Here is a 19,668-nt window from a genome sequence, read left to right as displayed (position 1 = left end):
CACGTTCAAGGATAAAAACAATGATGAAACTCAATCCCGTCGCCGCAGCCGTCGCGCTGTTGCTGGCCGGCGCCGCGTCGCTGGCCCACGCCGACGACACCCGCCGCTCCTACATCGTGCAGCTGGCCGACAAGCCGGTCGCCGCCTACAACGGCGAAGTGGCCGGCCTGGCCGCCACCCAGCCGGCGCCCGGCTCGCGCCTGCAGATGGGCGCGCAAACGGTGCAGCTGTACATGGACTACCTGGACCAGAAGCAGGCCGACGTCAAGGCGCTGGTGCCGAACGCGCCGATCAACCACGACTACAAGGTGGTGCTGAACGGCTTCTCGGCCATGCTGACCGACACTGAAGTGCGCACCCTGCAAGCGAACAGCGCCGTGTCGACCATCACCGCCAACACGGAAAACCACCTGCTGACCAACTACACCCCGACCTTCCTCGGCCTGGACGGCCCGAACGGCCTGTGGGCGCAGCTCGGCGGCAAGGAACACGCGGGCGAGAACATCGTCATCGGCGTGGTCGACGGCGGCATCTGGCCGGAAAACCCCTCCTACGCGGACCGCGTCGACAGCAACGGCGTGCCGACCTTCGACCAGGGCGGCAGCATCGCCTACGGCGCGCCGGCCAACTGGAACGGCACCTGCCAGACCGGCGAGGGCTTCACCGTGGCCTCCTGCAACAACAAGCTGATCGGCGCGCGCTACTTCAAGAGCGGCTTCGACGCCTCCGGCAAATCGCTGCACTGGACCGAATTCGTCTCGCCGCGCGACTCGATCGGCGGCACCGTCGGCCACGGCGGCCACGGCACCCACACGTCGAGCACAGCAGGCGGCAACAACGGCGTGCCCTCGATCCTGAACGGCATCCCGATGGGCGCCGTGTCGGGCATGGCGCCGCGCGCCCGCATCGCCATGTACAAGGTGTGCTGGAGCTACAACGACGCCACCGACGCCACCGGCGGCAAGAACAGCTGCTGGACCGACGACAGCGTGGCAGCGATCGACCGCGCCGTGCAGGATGGCGTCCACGTCATCAACTATTCGATCAGCGGCGGCACCACGCCGAACGACGCGGTCGAGCAGGCCTTCCTGCGCGCCACCAACGCCGGCGTGTTCGTTTCGGCCTCGGCCGGCAACGACGGCCCGGCGCAAACGGTCAACCACATCGGACCGTGGCTGTCGACCATCGCCGCCGCCAGCCACAACCGCTTCCTCAAGGCTGACGTCAAGCTGGGCAGCGGCGCCACCTACAGTGGCGCCTCGCTCAACATCGACGCGCTGCCGGCCGGCACCCCGATCATCCGCTCGGAAGACGCCGCCGTGGCCGGCGCCGACGCCAACCTCGCCAAGCTGTGCTACAGCGCCGGCTCGAACGGCGGCGTGGCCGTGCTCGACCATGCGAAGGTGGCCGGCAAGATCGTCACCTGCGTGCGCGGCACCAACGCCCGCGTCGACAAGAGCCTGGCCGTCAAGGAAGCCGGCGGCGTCGGCATGGTGATGGTCGACAACGGCGCCGGCCTGGTGGCCGAAGTGCACTCGGTGCCGACGGTCCACCTGTCGGCCGCCGATGGCGCGCTGGTCCAGACCTACGCCCAGCTGGCCAACAGCACCGCCGCGCTGACCCACTTCGTCAACGCGGTCGGCTCGTCGCCGGCGCCGGTGATCGCCAACTTCTCCTCGCGTGGCCCCAACCTCAGCGACGGCAACGTGCTCAAGCCTGACATGGCGGCGCCCGGCGTCGACATCCTGGCCGGCGTGACGCCGGAACTGACGCCAGCGCAGCAAGCTTCGCTCAACACCGGCACCCTGCCACCGCAGGCCGCCTGGGCGCTGTACCAGGGCACCTCGATGGCCGCGCCGCACGTGGCCGGCGTGGCCGCGCTGTTGCGCCAGCAGCATCCGGGCTGGTCGCCAGCGGCGATCAAGTCGGCGCTGATGACCACCGCCACGCCGACCTTCAGCGACGGCCTGGCTGGCGCCCAGCAGGGCATCCTGCCATGGGCACAGGGCGCGGGCCACATCAATCCGTTCGGCACCATGCTGCACCCGGCCGACGGCAACGCCTATAACCCGAGCGGCGCCACCGATCCGGGCCTGGTGTACGACGCCGGCGCGATCGACTACAAGAAATACCTGTGCGGCGCCGGCGTCACCACCCAGTGCAGCAACGGCACCCTGGCCGGCTACAACCTGAACCTGCCGTCGATCACGCTGGGCAATGTGCTGGGCAGCGTCACCGTCAGCCGCAGCGTCACCAACGTCGGCACGGCGCAGGCGACCTACAACGCCAGCGCCAGCATCAGCGGCTACACGGCGGTGGTAGCGCCGTCGTCGCTGAGCCTGGCGCCGGGCGCGACCGGCAGCTTCACCGTCAAGCTGACCCGCACCAACGCCGCCGACAACGTCTGGCAGTACGGTTCGCTGACCTGGACCGATGGCAGCCACATCGTGCGCATCCCGGTCACGGCCCGCAGCGGCAAGCCGGTCACCGCGCCGGCGCTGCTGACCAGCACCAAGGTCACCGGCAACGCCTCGCTGACCGTCGGCACCGGCTTCGCGGGCCGCATGAACGCCGCCAGCGGCGGCATGAAGGCAGTCACCAAGAGCGCCACCATGACGGTGGCCGAGGCGGCCACCGGTTCAGTCGACACGCTCGATCAGGTGAAGGCCGCCTGCAACAGCGGCGCCGCCGGCACCAGCGTGGCGCCGGTCAGCATCGCCGCCAACACGGTGGTGGCGGCGTTCGAACTGTTCAATGCCGACACCAGCTCCGGCAACGGCAACGACGATCTCGACCTGGCAGTGCTGAGCGGCGGAAACATCATCGGCTACAGCGGACACGGCGGCTCCAACGAGTCGGTGATCCTGACCTCGCCGGACGCCGGCAGCTACAGCGTGTGCGTGATCGGCTACGCCGCCGCCAACGGCAGCGCGACCGACTTCAAGCTGTCGTCGGCCGTGGTGACCCGCAGCGACACCGGTGGCGCGCTGCGTGTCGCCGTGCCGAGCCAGGTGTACGCGGCCAGCACGGCGTCGGTCAGCGCCAGCTGGTCCGGCCTGGCGGCAGGCACCCGCTACTACGGCGGCATCCAGTACCTCGGTCTCGACGGTGGCGTCGCCGCCACCACGGTGCTGAAAGTGGAAACCAATAATCCGGTGCCATTGGCGCAGCCAGACCGGATCGCACGCGGCGTCGGCGCCCAGTAAGCTGTCGACGCGGTGAATGGCGCCGGGCCGCGAGGCCCGGCGCTTTTTTTTGCTCAGGCGGCGCGCGCCAGCGGCGCCGGCGGCTGTTCGAACAAGTGCAAGGCCATGCCGCGCGCGATCGCATGCGCCCGGTTGGACACGCCCAGCAGGCGATACGTCCGTTGCAGGTGGTTCTTCACCGTCAGGCCGCTGATGCCGAGGATCAGGCCGATTTCCTCGTTGCTTTTGCCCTCGCGCACCCAGTGCAGGATTTCCATCTCGCGCGCGCTGACCGGCCGCGCCAGCGCGCCGGCGCGGGCCTGGCGCTGCTGCTGGCCGGCCCGCTGCAACGCCAGGTGCAGGTGCGGCAGCAGCAGTTCGAAGAAGTAGGCGTGGCGCGGGCGCGGCCGGTGCGGCAGGCCAAACAGCACGAAGAAGGTCGAGCCGCCCGGCAGGCGCTCGGTGCCGTGCAGCAGCAGGTTGTCCAGGCCCAGCGCGCGCAGCTCGTCCAGGAACGGCGCCAGCGGCTGGCGCGGCGCGTCCGCCAGCCCAGTGGCGGCGCCGGTGGCGTCCAGCATGGCCGGCAGCCGCAGGCCGTCGCGACAGTGGCGCGCCAGCCGCAGCGCCAGGCCGTCGGTCTTGTCGCCCAGGCGGGCCAGCAGGCCGGTGTCCAGCACCGTGCTGTGCATGCACTCGACGTGCTGTAGTTCGTCCTGCGCGCCGAATTGCAGGCAGACCATGATGCGGTGCGGCAGCAGCGCCTGGAACTGGCCCTGGGTCCACAGGCACAGCTGGCGCGCCTGCCGCACCGGCAACACCGCCTCGATCGCGTGCAGCAGGTATTCCTGCTCCAGCTTGCTCAAGATGACCAGTTGTTCCATCGTCAGGCCCTGGCCGGCTCACGCACCGTCCTGGCGCCCTGCTCCCAGGCGACGAAGCGGTAGCCGCTGCCGCGCACGGTTTCGATGTGTTCCTGGTGGCCGCTGGGCTGCAGCGCGCTGCGCAGGCGGCCGACATGGGCGTCCACGGTGCGCTCGTCGAGGTAGACGGCGTTGCCCCACACCTGGTCGAGCAGCTGGGCGCGGGTATGCACCCGCTCCGGGTGGTTCATCAGGAAGCTCAGCAGCTTGAATTCGACCCGGCCCATGGCCAGCTCGCGGGCGCCGGCCGTCACGCGCAGCGTGTGCGGATCGAGCCGCAGGCCGGCCATCTGCACCGCGTCCGCCGGTTGCGGCTGGGCCGGCTGCTGCAGGCGGCGCAGCAGCGCGTGCACGCGGGCCACCATCTCGCGCGGGCTGAAGGGTTTGGTCATGTAGTCGTCGGCGCCGCTTTCCAGCGCCATGATCTTGTCCGACTCGCCGCAGCGGGCGGTCACCATGATGATGGGCAGGTCGCGCGTGCGCGGCTGCGCGCGCAGCCGGCGTATCAGCGACAGGCCGGACTGGCCGGGCAGGTTCCAGTCCAGCATGACCATCGCCGGCAGGCTGTCTTCCAGCATCAGCAGCGCGCTTTCGGCGTCGCGCGCGCGCTGGACGGCATAGCCGGCCATGCTCAGGTTGAGGGCGATGAGTTCCTGGATCGCAGGCTCGTTTTCAATGACAAGGATATGGGCGGGTCGCATGGCAAATCCGTGTAAAGGAAGCACTATGCAACAAGCAATCTGGCATTACTAATATGATTTCCAAGCGTGATTTAGAGCTTCGCCATATATATCCAACGGCGATCCAATGCCGGCCTGCGTGGCTTGCCATTTAGAAGACACTGCCTAAACGAAAAAACAACATGTGGCATTGCGACGATCTTGAGCGTCGCAAGCGCACATGTCGTTTTTTTGCAGTCCTGAAAAACTCAGGCGGCGAGCTTGCGGCGGCGTGCAAAACCGACCAGCGCCAGGCCGGCGCCCAGCATGGCCCAGGCCGACGGTTCCGGCACCGCGCTGATGCTGCCAACCGCGTGGTCGGTGATGTCCGACGACAGCGCGCCGGCGCCGGCGGTCGGCTGCCAGGTGATCGACATCAGGCTGCCGTCCGGATTGGCGTTGCCCAGTACCGTGGTGCGGTCGGCGCCGTAGAAGGACACCGCGAACTTGCTCTGGATCGCAGCCGGCGACGGATCGGACAGGCCGCCGAAGGTGACGTCGAAGCCGACCTTGCCGCCGAAGGACATCGCCTGGAACAGGTCGTTGTAGTCGGTGGTGTTGCCGAACGAGAAACCGCTGGCGTGCTGCTGCACGTCGCCCAGCAAGGCGACGCCGGACAGGTCACCGAAGCCGGTCAGATGGCTGATGGTGGCGCTGGCGAAGATGGCCGGAGTGTTCGCCGGATTGAACTGCAGGTCCAGGAAGCCGCTGCTGCCCAGCGAGGCGGTGTTCAGTTCCACATGCAGGGTCTGGGCCGAGGCCAGGCCAGCGCAGGCGCTCAGCGCCAGCGCCAGCGCGGCATGGCGCAGGGTGAGGGAGAAGTTTGGTTTGAACATGGTCGTATCCTTAGAAAGTGCCGCTGTAGACTTTGGTGGTGTAGCTGATATTGGCCGTGCCGGTCTTGCTGAAGCTCAGCGCGAACGAGACGGTGGCGCCCGGCGCCAGGGTGGCGGCGTTGACGGTGATGTAAGGCGCGCCGGCATGGCTGCCGCTGGCGTTGCTCAGCGTGATGCCGGCCGGCAGGCCGTCAAACTCGACCTGGAACGGGCCGCTCAGCGCGGCTGCGCCGGTGTTGGTGACCGAGAACGTCGAGCTGTACTTGCCGGTGGCGCGGTTCAGCACCAGGCCGGTGCCGGCCGCCTTGACGCTGGCGCTGACGTCGCTGTACGGCGCGGCCAGGTTCAGGCTGATGACGACCGGGTCGTGGTCGGAAGCGCGGTATGGTGCGGCGGTGTACTTGTCTTCCGGCTTGCCGTCGGTGTTGTAGTCGACCACGGTCGGCTCGTCGGCGTTGTTATGCCATTCGGCGGCGTCCACCACCGAGGCGCTCATCGCCGCGTTGGCCAGCGCGTGATCCAGGTAGCCCGCTTCGCCGTTGAAGACGAAGGAGTAAGGCATGCCGCCGCCACCGCGCACGTAGCGCTCCAGCTGGTTGACGAAGCCTTTGTCGGTGATGACCTTGATCGGATCTTCCATGCCGTAGGAATTGAAGTCGCCGATCATCAGCACCTTGGCGTCGCCGGCGGCGGCTGCCACCTGCGGCGCGAACACGTTGACCAGGCGGGTGGCCTGGTTGATGCGGCTGGCGTTCCAGCAGCTCTGGCCGTCGCCGTTGTCGGCGTCGGCGCCGGAACCGGTCGGGCAGCTGCCCTTCGATTTCAGGTGGTTGACGATCAGCGAGAACTTGGCGCCGTTGGCGGCGACGAAGGTCTGCGCCATCGGCGGACGGTTGTTGACGCCGTCGGCGTCGGACAGCGCGCCGCCCACCATGGTCAGCGAGGCCGGCTTGTAGATCATGGCGACGCGGATGGCGTCGGTGCCGGTGGCGGCCGGCTTGGGCACGACCGCGTAGGTCTGGAAGCCGGTGCCCGGCGAGATCGCCTCGTTGAGTGCGTTGACCAGGTAGCCGACCGTGTATTCGCCGCTGTTCTGGATTTCCATCAGGCCGAAGACGTCGGCGTTGATGGCCTTCAGTTCGCCGACGATCTTGGCGGTCTGGCGGTTGAACTCGTTCAGGTTGTCGGCGCCGCGGCAGTTGGACTTGCTGACGCTGGAGCCCAGCGAGCAACCCTGGCCGCTGCGGCCTTCCACGTCGGTGCCGTTGGTGAAGGTGGTGAAGTAGTTCAGCACGTTGGCGCTGGCGACCTTGATGTTGCCGGCCACCAGGACTGGCGGCGCGGTGCGCGGATTGTCCTGCGAGAACACTGGCGCCACGGTCGGCTGCAGCTTGAAGCCGGCGCCGCCACCGCCCTTGGCGCCGAAGTCGACCACGCCGGTCAGGCCGGAGACGGTGTCGCCGGCGCGCAGCGAGCCGTCCGCGCCCAGGTAAGGGATGGTGGTCGGGGTGACGAAGATGCCGTCGTCCAGCACGATCTGGTTGCCGGCGTTGGCGATCGCCAGGGCCTTGGCCTCGTCCGAGCCGGCGCGGTAGTGGTTGGTCGGCGCTTCCAGGCGGCCGGACGACAACGTCACTTCGCCGCGGTCGCCCAGGAACTCCAGCTGCGACACGGTCAGCGCGTTGGTGAAGCGCACCAGCATGCCTTCGACCTGGCCCAGGTTGGCGTATGGCAGCTGGATGTTGGTCGGGGTGATGGCGATGCCGCTGCCGGTCTTGACGATGGCGGTGATGGTTTGCAGCTCGGTGTAGGCGTGGCCGCCGGCCACCGGCGCGTAGTCGCTGACGGTGCCGGTGATGCGCACCTGGTCGCCGACCTGCACGGTGCCGGTGTTGGCGGCGGTGGTGTAGACGAAGATGCCGTCCGAGGTCTGCGGATTGCCGTCGCCGACCGCGTCCTGGATGAAGAAGCCGGAGCCGACCTTGGCCGTGACCACGCCTTCGGTGGTCTGCACGGTGCCGGCGTAAGGGCTGGTCTCGCCAGGGCCCTGGATTTGCGGAATGGTGTGGCTGACGGCGGTCGGCAAGGCGACGCTGACGTTGATGGTGCAGCTGGCCTGCTGCGCCTGGTCGTTATCGAAGCGCACCACCACCGGGTAGCTGCCCTGCGGCACGCTGGCGGCCACGTTCAGGCTGACCGTGGCGTTGGCGCCGGCGGCCGAGGCGGCCAGGAAGTTCACCAGGCTGATGCCCGGCACGGTGGTCGAGGTGATGACGGCGTTGTTGACGATGCCGTCGGCATCGGTCGCGCTCAGGTCGGCGACGCCGGCAAAGCCGACCGCCATCGCCAGATTGGCCGGGCAGCTGGCGACGATAGGCGGCGCCGGCGGCGCGCTGCACGAATGCAGCGGGCTGGCGGTGTTGCGCGGGGCCGGCGTGCCGGCGGCGAAGTCGCTGCCGTTGTTGTCGGTGTCGGTGCAGCCGCCGTTGGCGCGCAGCGCGGCGGTGGTGTTGCTCAGGCCGGGGCCGTTGCTGCCTTCGAAGTAGCCGGCGTTAAAGCCCAGCAAGTCCACCAGGGTGGCGCCGGACGGCGCGGCGCCCGACAAGGCGTTGCTGTCGTTCACCAGCGCGACCTTGCCGGCGGTGCCGCTCATCGGGATGGTGCCTGTGCTGTCCGGGGTCAGCAGGGAGCCGGCGCCAGTGCCGGCCGCTTCCTGCACCAGGTAGTACTGGCCCGGTTGCAGCACCGGCGTGCCGCTGATCTTGGTCACTTGCCACGAGGCGCCGGCGGCGCTGGCGTATTGCACGCTCCAGCCGGTCAGGTTGACCGGTTGCGTGCCGCGGTTGAACAGTTCGATGAAATCGTTCTTGATGGTGGCGCCGGAGTTGCCGCCGCCGCCGTACACCTGGCTGATCACGACCGGCGAATCGGCGTGGGCCGATGCCGACAAGCCCGCCATCAGGGCTGCGGCGATGATGGTGCGCCGGCCCGGCGTGGAGGCAGCCTGGGCGTTCGGCGTGTGGGAAGTTTTTTTCATGAGTAGATCCTGGTGGAGAGAAAAGGTCGGCGCGGCGGTCTTAACAAAATGTTTTCAAACATTGCATTTTGCATATTAGACGGCCGGATTGACGCCTTGATGACATGCCTTTAGTCCGTTTGGACTAAGCTTTTTCTCGCCAGTTGCGCCGGTGCGTGCTACGATTACTTAAACGCAATATAAGTTATATTTAAGAAACTTTTGGCGATCCACGTTACTGGGGCCATCATGAAGACCTTATTCCGCACCGCCGTCGTCCTGTGGGCGCTGCTGCCGCCGTGTGCGGCCGTGGCAGCCGACCTGCCGGCGCCGCCCCCGTCCCCGCCGCCGCAGTACGGCGGCTGCTTGCTGGCGCAAGCCGCCCAGGTCGAACCGGCCGAACCGGCCGACCAGCCGCCCGCCCGGCCGCCGCGAAAAATCAATATTGAAGAAGTGTCCGACCCGTGCCACATGGTCGATGCCGAGCACGCTGTCGACGAAGCGCCCAACAGCGGCCCGTCATCGGCGCAGCGGCTGGAGCTGTACGACGATGTGATGATGTTGAACCACCGCCCGGGCGAGGCCGCCCAGCTTGAAACGTGGTGGCGCTGGTCGCCGCCGTCACCGTCCCGCTCGCCGGCCGCGCAGGCATATGCCCTGCCCCCGGTGCCGGAACCGCAAGGCTATCTGCTGTGGCTGGCCGGGCTGGCGCTGCTGGCGCTGGCGGCCCGCCGCCGGGCTCAGCGCCGGTAAGGGGCGGCCAGCGGCTCGCCGACAAACACGCCCTGGGCCGGCCAGGCCACGCTTTTCCAGTACGCCTCGATCGCGCTATTGCCGCGCAGGTAATGCGACAGCAGCACCGTCGAATTGGGGAATTTTTGCCAGTGGTTGCAGGGTTCGCTGACCGTGCCGTAGCTGGCCGTGGCGCCGGCGTCCAGCCAGCGCAGGCTGCTCATCTGCCCGCCCTCGGCCAGCAGGTCGCCGCCGTACGAGGTCAGGTGATCGGCCAGCGCGCCCGGCACGAACTTCAAGGTATTCAGCTTGGGCACATGGGCAAGCCCGGTCTCGTAGACGACGATGTCGCTGACCTGCTCGATGCTGTCGGCCTGCAAGGTCTTGATGGTCAGCTTCCTCGACGGCACGCTCATCGAGCGCGGGAAGAAGCGCGCCCGGCTGCTGCGCGCGACGTCGCTGGTGTTGAGGAAATACGCGGTGGCGGTCGGCATGGCGAAGCCGGCCAGCACGCCGCGGTCGATCAGCGCCTTCGACGCTTCCACCGATTCGGTCGGCAGCAACATGGACAGGCGCATCTGGTGGTCGGTGTAGGGCCGGGCCGAGGGCGAATTGTAGTAGCTGCTGGGCTTGCTTGGGGCGCAGCTCTTGGCGCACAGGCCGCTGTCCAGGCCCAGCGTGTAGGCCGCCGTCAGCGCGTTGCATTCGACCGCATACGGCGCGCTCCACACCATCAGCACGGCCTGGATCTCGGGGCCCAGCCGGGCGTCGATCTGCGCCTTCAGCGCCTCGAACTGCTCGGCGTCGAGCTTGTGCGGCCGGTGCGGAATGCGCACATGCACCATGTTGGCGGCCGGGATGGCGCGCGCCTTGCGGTAGTACTCGCCGATTTCAACACTGTTGGGTTCGTCATCGTTGACGACCACCGCCAGCTGGGCGGCGCCGAGGCCGGCGAGCGGGACATTTTGCGCGCCGGCGGCGCCGCACAGGGCCAGCATGGCGGCAAAGATAAGTAAGGAAAGTCGCAAGTGAGTCGATCGCTGTTGGAAGTGGCAAAAAAAAACGGAAGCGGCGGCTTCCGTTGGAATTATAGCGCCATTGTCAGGCTTTGCGACGCCGTGCCAGCCAGCCGACGAGGCCGGCGCCGCCCAGCAGCATGCCGTAGGTGGCCGGCTCGGGCACCGGACTGATGGCCAACGAGCCCACATAATTGCCGGCGGCGCCGTTGCGCACCATGCCGCTGACCAGCAGGTAGTAGTTGCCGGCCGCCAGGTTGTGGGCGTTCAAGGTCCACACTTCGGCCGTCGCGCCCGGCGCCGACTGTTTGGTGCCGTCCAGCGAGAAACCGGTCGAGTTGACCAGCTTGAAGCTGTCGAAGCTGGCGCCGCCCAGGCCAGGCAGGTCCAGGCTGCTCACCAGCGCCCCCAGCAACTGGCCGCCGCTGGCGCTAAAGTTGTAGCGGTCGCTGAAGGTGTTGCCGGCGTTGCCGGCGCTAAATTCATGCTTGAGCACGGCGCTGCCGTTGCTCAGGTTCAGGGTTTGCACGCCCTGGCTGATATCGGCCGCCCGTGCCAGCGGCAGCCCGGCGGCGGTGGCCAGCACCAGCGCCGCCACCACTGTTTGTGTACGCTTCATAGATCACCTCCCTCAAGAAAGGCGGCCGCGGCCCGCGCGGCCGCCGATGGATAAATGAATACTGCGGATTTATCCTAGCATTGGCGCCTGCGGCGGCAAGGGGGCGGCGGCAATCGCGCGCAGCCGGGCCCGCCAGGCGGGCACGGCTGCCCGGCGCCGGCGCCGAGAGGGAAAAACGGGGATGGAGGACGGTGTTGCGGACGACGTAGGCCAGCACCTACGCCAAGACGGGAAAACGGCGGCCGCGCTTTGTCAGCCGCGGCCGCCGTCGGGCATCAGGCGCGCTGGTAGACGTCTTCCAGGCGCACGATGTCGTCCTCGCCCAGGTAGCTGCCGGACTGGACTTCAATCAGGTGCAGCGGCAGCTTGCCCGGATTTTCCAGCCGGTGCGTGGTGCCGATCGGGATGTAGGTCGATTCGTTCTCGGTCAGCAGGGTCACCTGGTCGCCGCAGGTCACGCGGGCGGTGCCGCTGACCACGATCCAGTGTTCGGCGCGGTGGTGGTGCATCTGCAGCGACAGCTTGCCGCCCGGGTTGACGGTGATGCGCTTGACCTGGAAGCGCTCGCCGATGTCGATGCCCTCGTAGCAGCCCCAAGGACGATAGACCTTGGTGTGGTGCAGGTGTTCGGTGCGCTGCTTGGTCTTCAGGTGCTCGACGATGTTCTTGACGCGCTGCACCTGGTCCTTGTGGCAGACCAGCACGGCGTCGTTGGTTTCCACCACGACCACGTCCTTGACGCCGACCACGGCCACGATGCGGCTCTCGGCGCGCACCAGCGAACCGCTGACGTCGTCCAGGTAGACGTCGCCGCGGCTGGCGTTGCCCTGGGCGTCGCGCTGCTGCACTTCCCACAGCGCCGACCACGAGCCGACGTCGTTCCAGCCGATGTCGGCCGGCACCACGATGGCGTGGCGGGTGTGCTCCATCACCGCGTAGTCGATCGAGTCGGACGGGCAATCGGTGAACGAGGCTTCGTCCAGGCGGCAGAAGTCGAGGTCGCGGTAGTCCTTGCCGACCGCGGCCGCGGTGGCGCTGGCGATGGCCGGCGCGTATTCCTGCAATTCCTTCAGGTAGCTGTCGGCGCGGAACAGGAACATGCCGCTGTTCCAGTAGTAGTTGCCGGCGGCGACGAAGCCTTCGGCGGTGGCGCGGTCCGGCTTCTCGACGAAGCGGTCGACGCTGTAGCACTGCGCGGCGGCGGCCGGCTTGCCGCTCTGGATGTAGCCGTAGCCGGTTTCCGGCGCGGTCGGCACGATGCCGAAGGTGGCCAGCGCGCCGCCGTCCACCATGGCACCGGCGTGTTCGATGGCGGCGTAGAAGGCGTCGACGTTGTCGATCACGTGGTCGGCCGGCAGCACCAGCATGACGGCGTCGGCGTCGATGGCGCGCAGGTAGTGGGCTGCGGCGGCCACGGCCGGCGCGGTGTTGCGGCCGACCGGCTCGAGCAGGATGCCCAGCGGCGCGATGCCGATCTCGCGCATCTGCTCGGCGACCAGGAAGCGGTGCTCGTTGCCGCACACCACCAGCGGCGCCATCATCTGCGGCCGGCCGTGCAGGCGCAACGCGGTGTCCTGCAACATGGTGCGGTCCGAGACCAGCGGCAGCAGCTGCTTGGGCAGCACGGCGCGCGACAACGGCCACAAACGGGTGCCGGAACCGCCCGACAGGATCACTGGGTAAATTTTCATGCTCGAATTCTCTTATCTGTTAGTTCATTGCTGTGTTCAGTCCGGCGCTTGCTGCGGCGGTCGCGGGCGTTGGCCCACGAGTCGGGGTCGGTCTCGGACACGTGCTTCATCTCGCCGGCGCGGTCGACACTATAGTCCTTAAACACGATCATTTCATTTAATGAAACATTCGGTAACACGCGAGTATACTCGAACAGCACGCTGCGCACGACCTTGGCGCCGGCGCAGACATGGCTGCCGTGGCCGATCCAGGTCGGGCCGACGATGTGCACGCCGGCCTCGATGCGGGTGCCGGAGCCGATGTAGACCGGGCCCTCGATGGTGGTGCCCTCCCAGTCGATGCTGGTGTTCAGGCCGACCCACAGGCCGTCGTTGATCTGGATGCCGGGCATGTGCAGGTGGGCCACTTCGCCCATCAGCACGCTCTGGCAGGTTTCCCAGTAGTCGGTCACGCTGCCGATGTCGATCCAGTTGTAGTTGCGGGTCTGGGCGTAGAACGGCATGCCCTTCTCGGCCAGCAGCGGGAACAGCTGGGAGCCGATGTCGAAGGTCTGGCCGGACGGGATCAGGTCGATCACCTCGGGTTCGAAGATGTAGATGCCGGTGCTGACGAAGTTGGACTTGGCTTGCTGCTGGCTGGGCTTTTCCTGGAACTCGGTGATGCGGCCGTCGGCGTCGGCCACCACCACGCCATAGCTGGAGACCTTATCCCACGGCACTTCCTTGGTGATGACCGAGGCCAGCGCGCCCTTGCGGCGGTGCTCGAACAAGGCCGACTTGATGTCGAGGTCGATCAGCGCGTCGCCGCACAGCACGATGGTGGTGTCGTCGAAGAAGCCGCCGAACTCCTGGATCTTCTTCATGCCGCCGGCCGAGCCCAGCGGCTGCGGCACGACTTCGCCATCGTCGGTGGTATAGCCTTCGAAGGAATAGCCGATCTGCACGTCGTACTGGTGGCCCTCGCCGAAATACTCTTCGATCTTCTCGTGCAGATAGCTGACGTTGACCATGATCTCGGTCACGCCATACTTGTGCAGATGCTCGATCAGGTACGCCATCACCGGCTTGCCGAGGATGGGGATCATGGGCTTGGGCAAATCGTAAGTCAGGGGACGCACGCGCGTGCCCTTGCCTGCTGCAAGTATCATTGCTTTCATGGGAGCTTCCTATTCAGTTGCCGTGGTCTGCCAGCGCCAGGAATCGACGCACATCTGTTCGACGTCGCGCTGCGCCTTCCAGCCCAGTTCGCGCTCGGCCAGGCCGGCGTCGGCATAGCAGGCGGCGATGTCGCCGGCGCGGCGCGCCACTACCTGGTAGGGCACGGCGCGGCCGCTGGCCGCCTCAAACGCGCGCACCATCTCCAGCACGCTGTTGCCGCGGCCGGTGCCCAGATTGTACGTGTAGATGCCGGCCTCGGTCGCCAGCTTGGACAGCGTGGCCAGATGGCCCAGCGCCAGGTCGACCACGTGGATGTAGTCGCGCAGGCCGGTGCCGTCCGGGGTCGGATAGTCGCCGCCGTACACCGACAGGCGCTCGCGGCGGCCGTCCGCCACCTGGGCGATGTAGGGCAGCAGGTTGTTGGGGATGCCGTTCGGCTCTTCGCCGATCAGGCCGCTCGCGTGCGCGCCCACCGGGTTGAAGTAGCGCAGCAGCGCGACGCGCCAGCTCGGATCGGCCTTGTGCAGGTCGCGCAGCATCTCTTCGATCATCAGCTTGCTGCGGCCATAGGGATTGGTGGCCGACAGCGGGAAGTGCTCCAGGATGGGCACCGAGGCCGGATCGCCGTACACCGTGGCCGACGAGCTGAACACCAGCGACTTGACGCCGGCCTTGGCCATGCTCTCGAACAGCACCAGGCTGCCGGCGACGTTGTTGTCGTAGTAGCGCAGCGGCTGCTCGACCGATTCGCCCACCGCCTTCAGGCCGGCGAAGTGGATCACCGAGTCGATCCGGTGGGCGGCGAACACCGCCTCCACCGCGGCGCGGTCGCGCACGTCGGCCTCGACCAGGGTGAACGGCTTGCCGGCGATGCGCTCGACGCGCTGCTGCACCGAGGCCCTGGCGTTGGACAGATTGTCCAGCGCCACCACCTCGTGGCCGGCCGCCAGCAATTCCACCACGGTATGCGAGCCGATGTAGCCCATACCGCCAGTCACTAGTATCTTCATTTGCCCTCTTTCCGTAACGACGAGACCGCTCCCGGCAAGGGCGCGTTGGCCGAGTACAGGCGCTCGTAGGCGGCCAGCAGTTTCGGCGCCTCGTATTCCCATTCCAGTTCGTTGACCACGCGGTTGCGGCCGTAGGCGCCCATGCGTTCGCGCTGGGCCGGATCGTCCAGCAGCTCGACGATCTTGCGCGCCATGTCGACCGGGTCGTTCTTCAGCGCGTACAGCGAGGCCTCCTGCGCCGAGACCTTGCCTTCGACCAGGTCGAACTGCACGATCGGCTTGCCCAGCGCCATGTACTCCATGATCTTGTTCATGGTCGACTTGTCGTTCATGTCGTTGGCCACGTCGGGGTTGACGCAGACGTCGGCGGTGTTGAGCATTTCCAGCAGCTGCTGGTCCGGCACGCGGCCGGTGAAGGTGACGTAGTCGGCGATGCCCATGTCGGCCGCCATCTGCTTCATCTGCTCGAGCGAGGTGCCGCCGCCGACCAGGCCGAACTGCACATCGCTGCGGCCCATGGTCTGGATCAGGTATTGCGCCGCCTGCAACAGCAGGTCGATGCCTTCCTGCGCGCCCATCACGCCGACGTAGCCGACCAGGAACCGGCGGCCGCGCTTGAGCTCGGGCACCGGCGGCAGCACGCGCAAGCGGTCCAGCTTGGGTCCGCTGCGCACCACGTAGCACTTGTCGGCCGGCATGCCGCCGCGCTCGATGGCGATTTTTTTATACGACTCGTTGGTGGCGATCGAGACGTCGGCGGTCTTGAACGACCAGCGCTCGAACAGCACCATCAGCTTGTAGAAGAAGTCGCGGCGGCCGAACTTGGCCTCGTACAGCTCCGGGTTGATGTCGTGGTGGTCGAACAGGAACTTCTTGCCCATCAACAGCTTGAAGAAACCGCCGATCAGGAACAGCAGGTCGGGCGGATTGCAGGCGTGGATGACGTCGAAGCCGCGCGCGAAATGCACCTTCCACGCCAAGCGGAAGGTGTGGAACAGCGCCAGCGAGTATTCCACCAGGTAGCCCTTGGCGCCCTCCGCCTCGAGCGGCAGGCTGTAGCGGTGGATATGGATGCCGTCGATTTCCTCGTAGCGGCTTTCATAGCCCTTGCCGGTCGGGCAGATGATGGACACCAGGTAGCCGTTGGCGTGCAGCGTGGTGGCCTCCTGCCAGACCCGGCGGTCGAACGGCGACGGCAGGTTCTCGACCAGGATCAGGACGCGGCGCTTACCAGCAGATGCCATCGTACTGCCCCCCGCTTTGTTCGGCGCTGATGCGCACCAGGTCGACCAGGTTCTGGCCCGGCTTCAGGCGGCCCGGCACAGTCTTGAACTCGGCCGCGCCGTTGCCGATGACGATGGTGTCGGCGAAGGCCAGCACGTCGTCCATCGACTCGACCATCAGCTTGGAGATGTGCGGGATGTGGTTCAGGATGTAGTCCTGGTTGGCGCCGGTCAGCGCGGCCAGGTTGACGTTCTTGTCATACAGCTTCAGTTCGTAGCCCTTGCCCAGCAGGTGCTCGATGACGTCGACCAGCGGCGATTCGCGCAGGTCGTCGGTGCCGGCCTTGAACGAGAAGCCGAGGATGCCGACCTTGCGCGCGCCCTTGTCCATGATCATCTTCAAGCCCTTCTCGACCTGCTTCTGGTTCGATGGCAGCACCGAGTTCAGCAGCGGCAAGTCCAGGTCCAGGCTGCGCGCCTTGTAGGTCAGCGCGCGCACGTCTTTCGGCAGGCAGGAGCCGCCGAAGGCGAAGCCCGGCTTCATGTAGTAGGACGACAGGTTGAGCTTGGTGTCCTGGCAGAAGATCTCCATCACCTTGTGGCCGTCGATGCCGACCGCCTTGCAGATGTTGCCGATCTCGTTGGCGAACGCCACCTTGACGGCGTGCCAGGTGTTGTCGGTGTACTTGACCATCTCGGCCGTCTCGACGTTGGTGCGCACCAGCGGCGCGTCCATTTTCTCGTACAGCTCGACCAGCATGGCGCCGGCCTTCTCGTCGCTCTCGCCGATCACGGTCTTCGGCGGATGGTAGTAATCGTAGACGGCCGTGCCTTCGCGCAGGAATTCCGGATTGTTGCAGACGCCGAAATCGACGCCGGCCTTCTTGCCGGAGGCCGCTTCCAGGGTCGGGATGACCACGCTGCTCATCGAGCCCGGCAGCATGGTGCTGCGCGCCACCACCACGTGGAAGCTGGCTTTTTCCTTGATCGCGGCGCCGATCTGCTCGCACACCTTGCGCACATGGCTCAGGTCGAGGTTGCCGTTCAGCTGGGACGGCGTGCCGACGCAGATCAGCGACATGTCGGAACCCATGACGGCGTCGCGCACGTCGACGGTGGCGCGCAGGTGGCCGGACTTGACGGTGGCGGCGATCATTTCGCCGATGTCTTTTTCAATGATAGGCGTGGTGCCCTGATTGATCAGGTCGACCTTGGTGCGGTTGGGATCGACGCCGATCACTTCGTGGCCGTCGCTGGCCAGACAACCGGCCGATACTGCGCCCACATAACCCAGGCCAAAGATACTGATTTTCAAAATACGCTCCTCAATGAATTGTCGATACCACCGTTAATTGCCTACCCGGGCCGCGTCCGGCGTGGTGTTCACCAGCAGCCGCAGCTCAGTCACTATTTCTGTCGTACCGTGCACGGTACCTTGCCATCTTAGCGTGTCGATGGCGGCCTTTTCGTCGAATTTACGGGAGATCCAGCCGCCGATCGGCGTCTCGCTGCCCCGCAACAATTCGGCGCCGGCGCCGAAAGCGCAACGCAGTTGCAGCTCGCTGCGCCGCCCCAGCACCCGCACCAGGCCATCGCTTATTTCAGTACGACAACCTTCCGCCAATTGCCAGTGCAGTGCAACATGGTGCGCATCCCGACATTGTAATATGTCTTTGACAACGACGGTATTTCTCTTCGAATCGAACTCCACCAGCCGGCGGTGCGTGACCGGATCGGCCAGGCATTGATAGCCGTCATGCTCGCCTTCAAAGCGCTGCACCGGGCCGCTCGGCTGGTGCGCCAGCAGGCGCGCGTTGGCCTTGCGCAGCCACATGAAATTGCCGCCGATTTCGGACTGGTCGCGGTGATCGACGCACACCGTGTTGTGCGCCGCGGTGCTGCGGAAATAATCGCGCCAGGACTTTTGCGTGTGGTAGGCGTAGGTGCCGGGATCGATCAGGAATTCCTCGCCGCCCAGCGACAGCGTGAACGCCAGCGCGTCGGCGTGGCCGTGGGCGGCGATCGACAGATAGCCGAGCGGCGCGCAGTCGGCCACCAGGCGCACCTCGTCGGCGCTGCCGAAATGCCGGCCCAGCAGGTAGTAGCCGCCCTCCGGGAAGGCCATCACCGGCTGCTCGGCGCCCGCCTCGCCCAGCCCATCCCAGCGCTGGCGGCCGGCGGCGCCGAACAGCCAGGCGTTCTTGTCATCCCAGGCGCCGGCCTTGGCCTTGAAGTCGGGCCGCTGGAACAGCAGCGCGCAGCTGGCCAGCAGCGAACGGTAAGGCGACCACTGCGGCTGGTGCGCCAGGCGCACCATCTGCGCGTCGTCGGCGTCGCCCGTCATCGGCACCTGGCCGCCGGCGTCCAGCAGGGCCGCGATGAATTCCGCCAGCTTTTCCAGGCGCCCCAGGTAGGCGGCCGAGAAGCCGGCGCCGTTGGCCTGGCCGACCAGCTGGCACAGCAGCATCATGTCCATCACTTCGTGCTGGTAATACACGGCTTGCTCGCGGTTGACGCCGTCGGCGGTGTTCTGCTTGACGGCCTCGAGCTCCAGCCCGCGTCGCGCCAGCGCCTGCCAGCGCGCGCTTTCCGGCCAGCATGGCCAGGTCAGGCTGGCCACAAACAGGCCCATGTACTCGCCAAACACATGGTTGTTGGCCGACGAGTGGCGCGAGAAATAGCCCTGGATGAAATGGCAATGCTGGTAGATGCTGTCGAGCCATTGGCGCTGGAAGCGCTGGCCGGCCGCGCCGGCGAACAAGGCCGACTCGGCGCCGCCCAGCAATTGCCAGGCAAAGGCCCAGTTCAGCAGGCGCACCGCCAGTTCCAGCGAACTGGTCCAGTGCACCCCGTTCGGATACGGGCATTGATCCAGCCACGATTGCAGCAGCGCGCGGGCGCCGTCGGCATAGCGCTGCTGGCCGCTCAGGCGCCAGGCCTGGGCCAGCGTCACCAATTCCAGGTGGCGGCTCGGCTCCCACAGGTATTTGATGTCACCCACCACCGCTTCGCTGCGGTAGTCGATCGTCTTGCCGAGCGCCATGGGGGCGACGGTGCCGGTCTTGGGGTCGCGATTCCATGCCGGCGGAAAGCCCAGCTCGACGCCGCGCAGCGCAAACACGTTCCAGCGGCCGGCCAGGATGGCGTCCGCCGCGGCCAGCAGGCTGGGCGCGTCGGCGCCGCCGCCATCGGGCGGCAGGAACGCCGCGCCGAAGCGCGCCGACGGCGCGGCCACGCGCCTGGCCAATCCGACGCCCAGGGTACTGGCTTTTTTCTGCAACAGCTGCTGAACCCGCCAAACCAGCTCCGGTGCGCCCATCAATTTGAGGCGATTGATCTTCCAGGTCAGCGACGTCATACCTTATCATTATCCTCTGCGCGGGTACGCCGACCGGCGGTGCGCGCACGCTTGCCGCCATCCGGGTACGGTTTATTTGGGGTAAAAATTGTAACATGGCACCGCAGCAAATTTGCCGAAATCACGAACCGTGCAGTGCGTTCCGCTGACGCGGCAGAATTGACGCAGTCGGCGAGATCCAGATA

The 19,668-nt window shown here is 66.8% G+C and carries 14 protein-coding genes; 2 read left to right on the top strand and 12 right to left on the bottom strand.

The window, feature by feature from the left end:
* Positions 1 to 20 precede the first annotated feature (20 nt).
* Complete coding sequence (locus D0T21_RS23715; RefSeq protein ID WP_116992971.1) at positions 21 to 3,206, top strand: S8 family serine peptidase; 3,186 nt, start codon at positions 21 to 23, stop codon at positions 3,204 to 3,206.
* 53 nt (positions 3,207 to 3,259) lie between these two features.
* Here the strand turns inward: D0T21_RS23715 and D0T21_RS23710 are convergent, their stop codons facing one another.
* The 4 genes from D0T21_RS23710 to D0T21_RS23695 all read right to left on the bottom strand — a co-directional run bounded on the left by D0T21_RS23710 (position 3,260) and on the right by D0T21_RS23695 (position 8,697).
* Positions 3,260 to 4,066: a LuxR C-terminal-related transcriptional regulator gene (locus tag D0T21_RS23710; protein WP_116992970.1), complete on the bottom strand. Its 807-nt coding sequence runs from the start codon at positions 4,064 to 4,066 to the stop codon at positions 3,260 to 3,262.
* Positions 4,067 to 4,068: 2 nt separating this feature from the next.
* On the bottom strand, positions 4,069 to 4,806 hold the full coding sequence (gene phoB, locus D0T21_RS23705; RefSeq protein WP_116992969.1) for a phosphate regulon transcriptional regulator PhoB: 738 nt from the start codon (positions 4,804 to 4,806) through the stop codon (positions 4,069 to 4,071).
* A 227-nt stretch (positions 4,807 to 5,033) separates the two neighbouring features.
* Positions 5,034 to 5,660, bottom strand: a complete 627-nt coding sequence (locus D0T21_RS23700; RefSeq protein ID WP_116992968.1) for an NF038129 family PEP-CTERM protein — start codon at positions 5,658 to 5,660, stop codon at positions 5,034 to 5,036.
* A gap of 10 nt (positions 5,661 to 5,670) precedes the next feature.
* Positions 5,671 to 8,697, bottom strand: a complete 3,027-nt coding sequence (locus D0T21_RS23695; RefSeq protein ID WP_116994549.1) for an ExeM/NucH family extracellular endonuclease — start codon at positions 8,695 to 8,697, stop codon at positions 5,671 to 5,673.
* A gap of 228 nt (positions 8,698 to 8,925) precedes the next feature.
* Here D0T21_RS23695 and D0T21_RS32295 point away from each other — a divergent pair, with 228 nt between their 5' ends.
* Entirely contained in the window at positions 8,926 to 9,429 is a 504-nt protein-coding gene (locus tag D0T21_RS32295; RefSeq protein WP_199538591.1) for a PEP-CTERM sorting domain-containing protein, read from the top strand.
* Here D0T21_RS32295 and D0T21_RS23685 read toward each other — a convergent pair.
* The 8 genes from D0T21_RS23685 to D0T21_RS23650 form a co-directional block, all read right to left on the bottom strand.
* On the bottom strand, positions 9,417 to 10,436 hold the full coding sequence (locus tag D0T21_RS23685) for a TIGR03790 family protein (protein WP_307720729.1): 1,020 nt from the start codon (positions 10,434 to 10,436) through the stop codon (positions 9,417 to 9,419). The genes D0T21_RS32295 and D0T21_RS23685 overlap by 13 nt on opposite strands.
* A 73-nt stretch (positions 10,437 to 10,509) precedes the next feature.
* A complete protein-coding gene (locus D0T21_RS23680) occupies positions 10,510 to 11,043 on the bottom strand; it encodes an FxDxF family PEP-CTERM protein (RefSeq protein WP_116994548.1) in 534 nt (177 codons plus the stop codon).
* Positions 11,044 to 11,318: 275 nt separating this feature from the next.
* Complete coding sequence (locus tag D0T21_RS23675; protein ID WP_116992964.1) at positions 11,319 to 12,734, bottom strand: mannose-1-phosphate guanylyltransferase/mannose-6-phosphate isomerase; 1,416 nt, start codon at positions 12,732 to 12,734, stop codon at positions 11,319 to 11,321.
* Positions 12,731 to 13,891, bottom strand: coding sequence for a sugar phosphate nucleotidyltransferase (locus D0T21_RS23670; RefSeq protein WP_116992963.1), 1,161 nt, complete (start codon positions 13,889 to 13,891; stop codon positions 12,731 to 12,733). The genes D0T21_RS23675 and D0T21_RS23670 overlap by 4 nt, the downstream gene beginning before the upstream one ends.
* 9 nt (positions 13,892 to 13,900) lie before the next feature.
* Positions 13,901 to 14,902, bottom strand: a complete 1,002-nt coding sequence (gene galE / locus D0T21_RS23665; RefSeq protein ID WP_116992962.1) for a UDP-glucose 4-epimerase GalE — start codon at positions 14,900 to 14,902, stop codon at positions 13,901 to 13,903.
* Positions 14,899 to 16,146: a glycosyltransferase family 4 protein gene (locus D0T21_RS23660; protein ID WP_116992961.1), complete on the bottom strand. Its 1,248-nt coding sequence runs from the start codon at positions 16,144 to 16,146 to the stop codon at positions 14,899 to 14,901. Before D0T21_RS23660 ends, galE begins: the two co-directional genes overlap by 4 nt.
* The gene (locus tag D0T21_RS23655) at positions 16,130 to 17,440 is read right to left on the bottom strand and encodes a nucleotide sugar dehydrogenase (protein WP_116992960.1); all 1,311 of its coding nucleotides are present in this window, start codon (positions 17,438 to 17,440) and stop codon (positions 16,130 to 16,132) included. Before D0T21_RS23655 ends, D0T21_RS23660 begins: the two co-directional genes overlap by 17 nt.
* Before the next feature lie 33 nt (positions 17,441 to 17,473).
* Complete coding sequence (locus D0T21_RS23650) at positions 17,474 to 19,483, bottom strand: alginate lyase family protein (RefSeq protein ID WP_116992959.1); 2,010 nt, start codon at positions 19,481 to 19,483, stop codon at positions 17,474 to 17,476.
* Positions 19,484 to 19,668: the final 185 nt, after the last annotated feature.

It is taken from the genome of Duganella sp. BJB476, assembly GCF_003416895.1.
Lineage (GTDB): Bacteria > Pseudomonadota > Gammaproteobacteria > Burkholderiales > Burkholderiaceae_D > Rugamonas.
The sequence above is the reverse complement of the archived record's forward strand: the minus strand, read 5'-3'. Positions and strand labels throughout refer to the sequence as shown.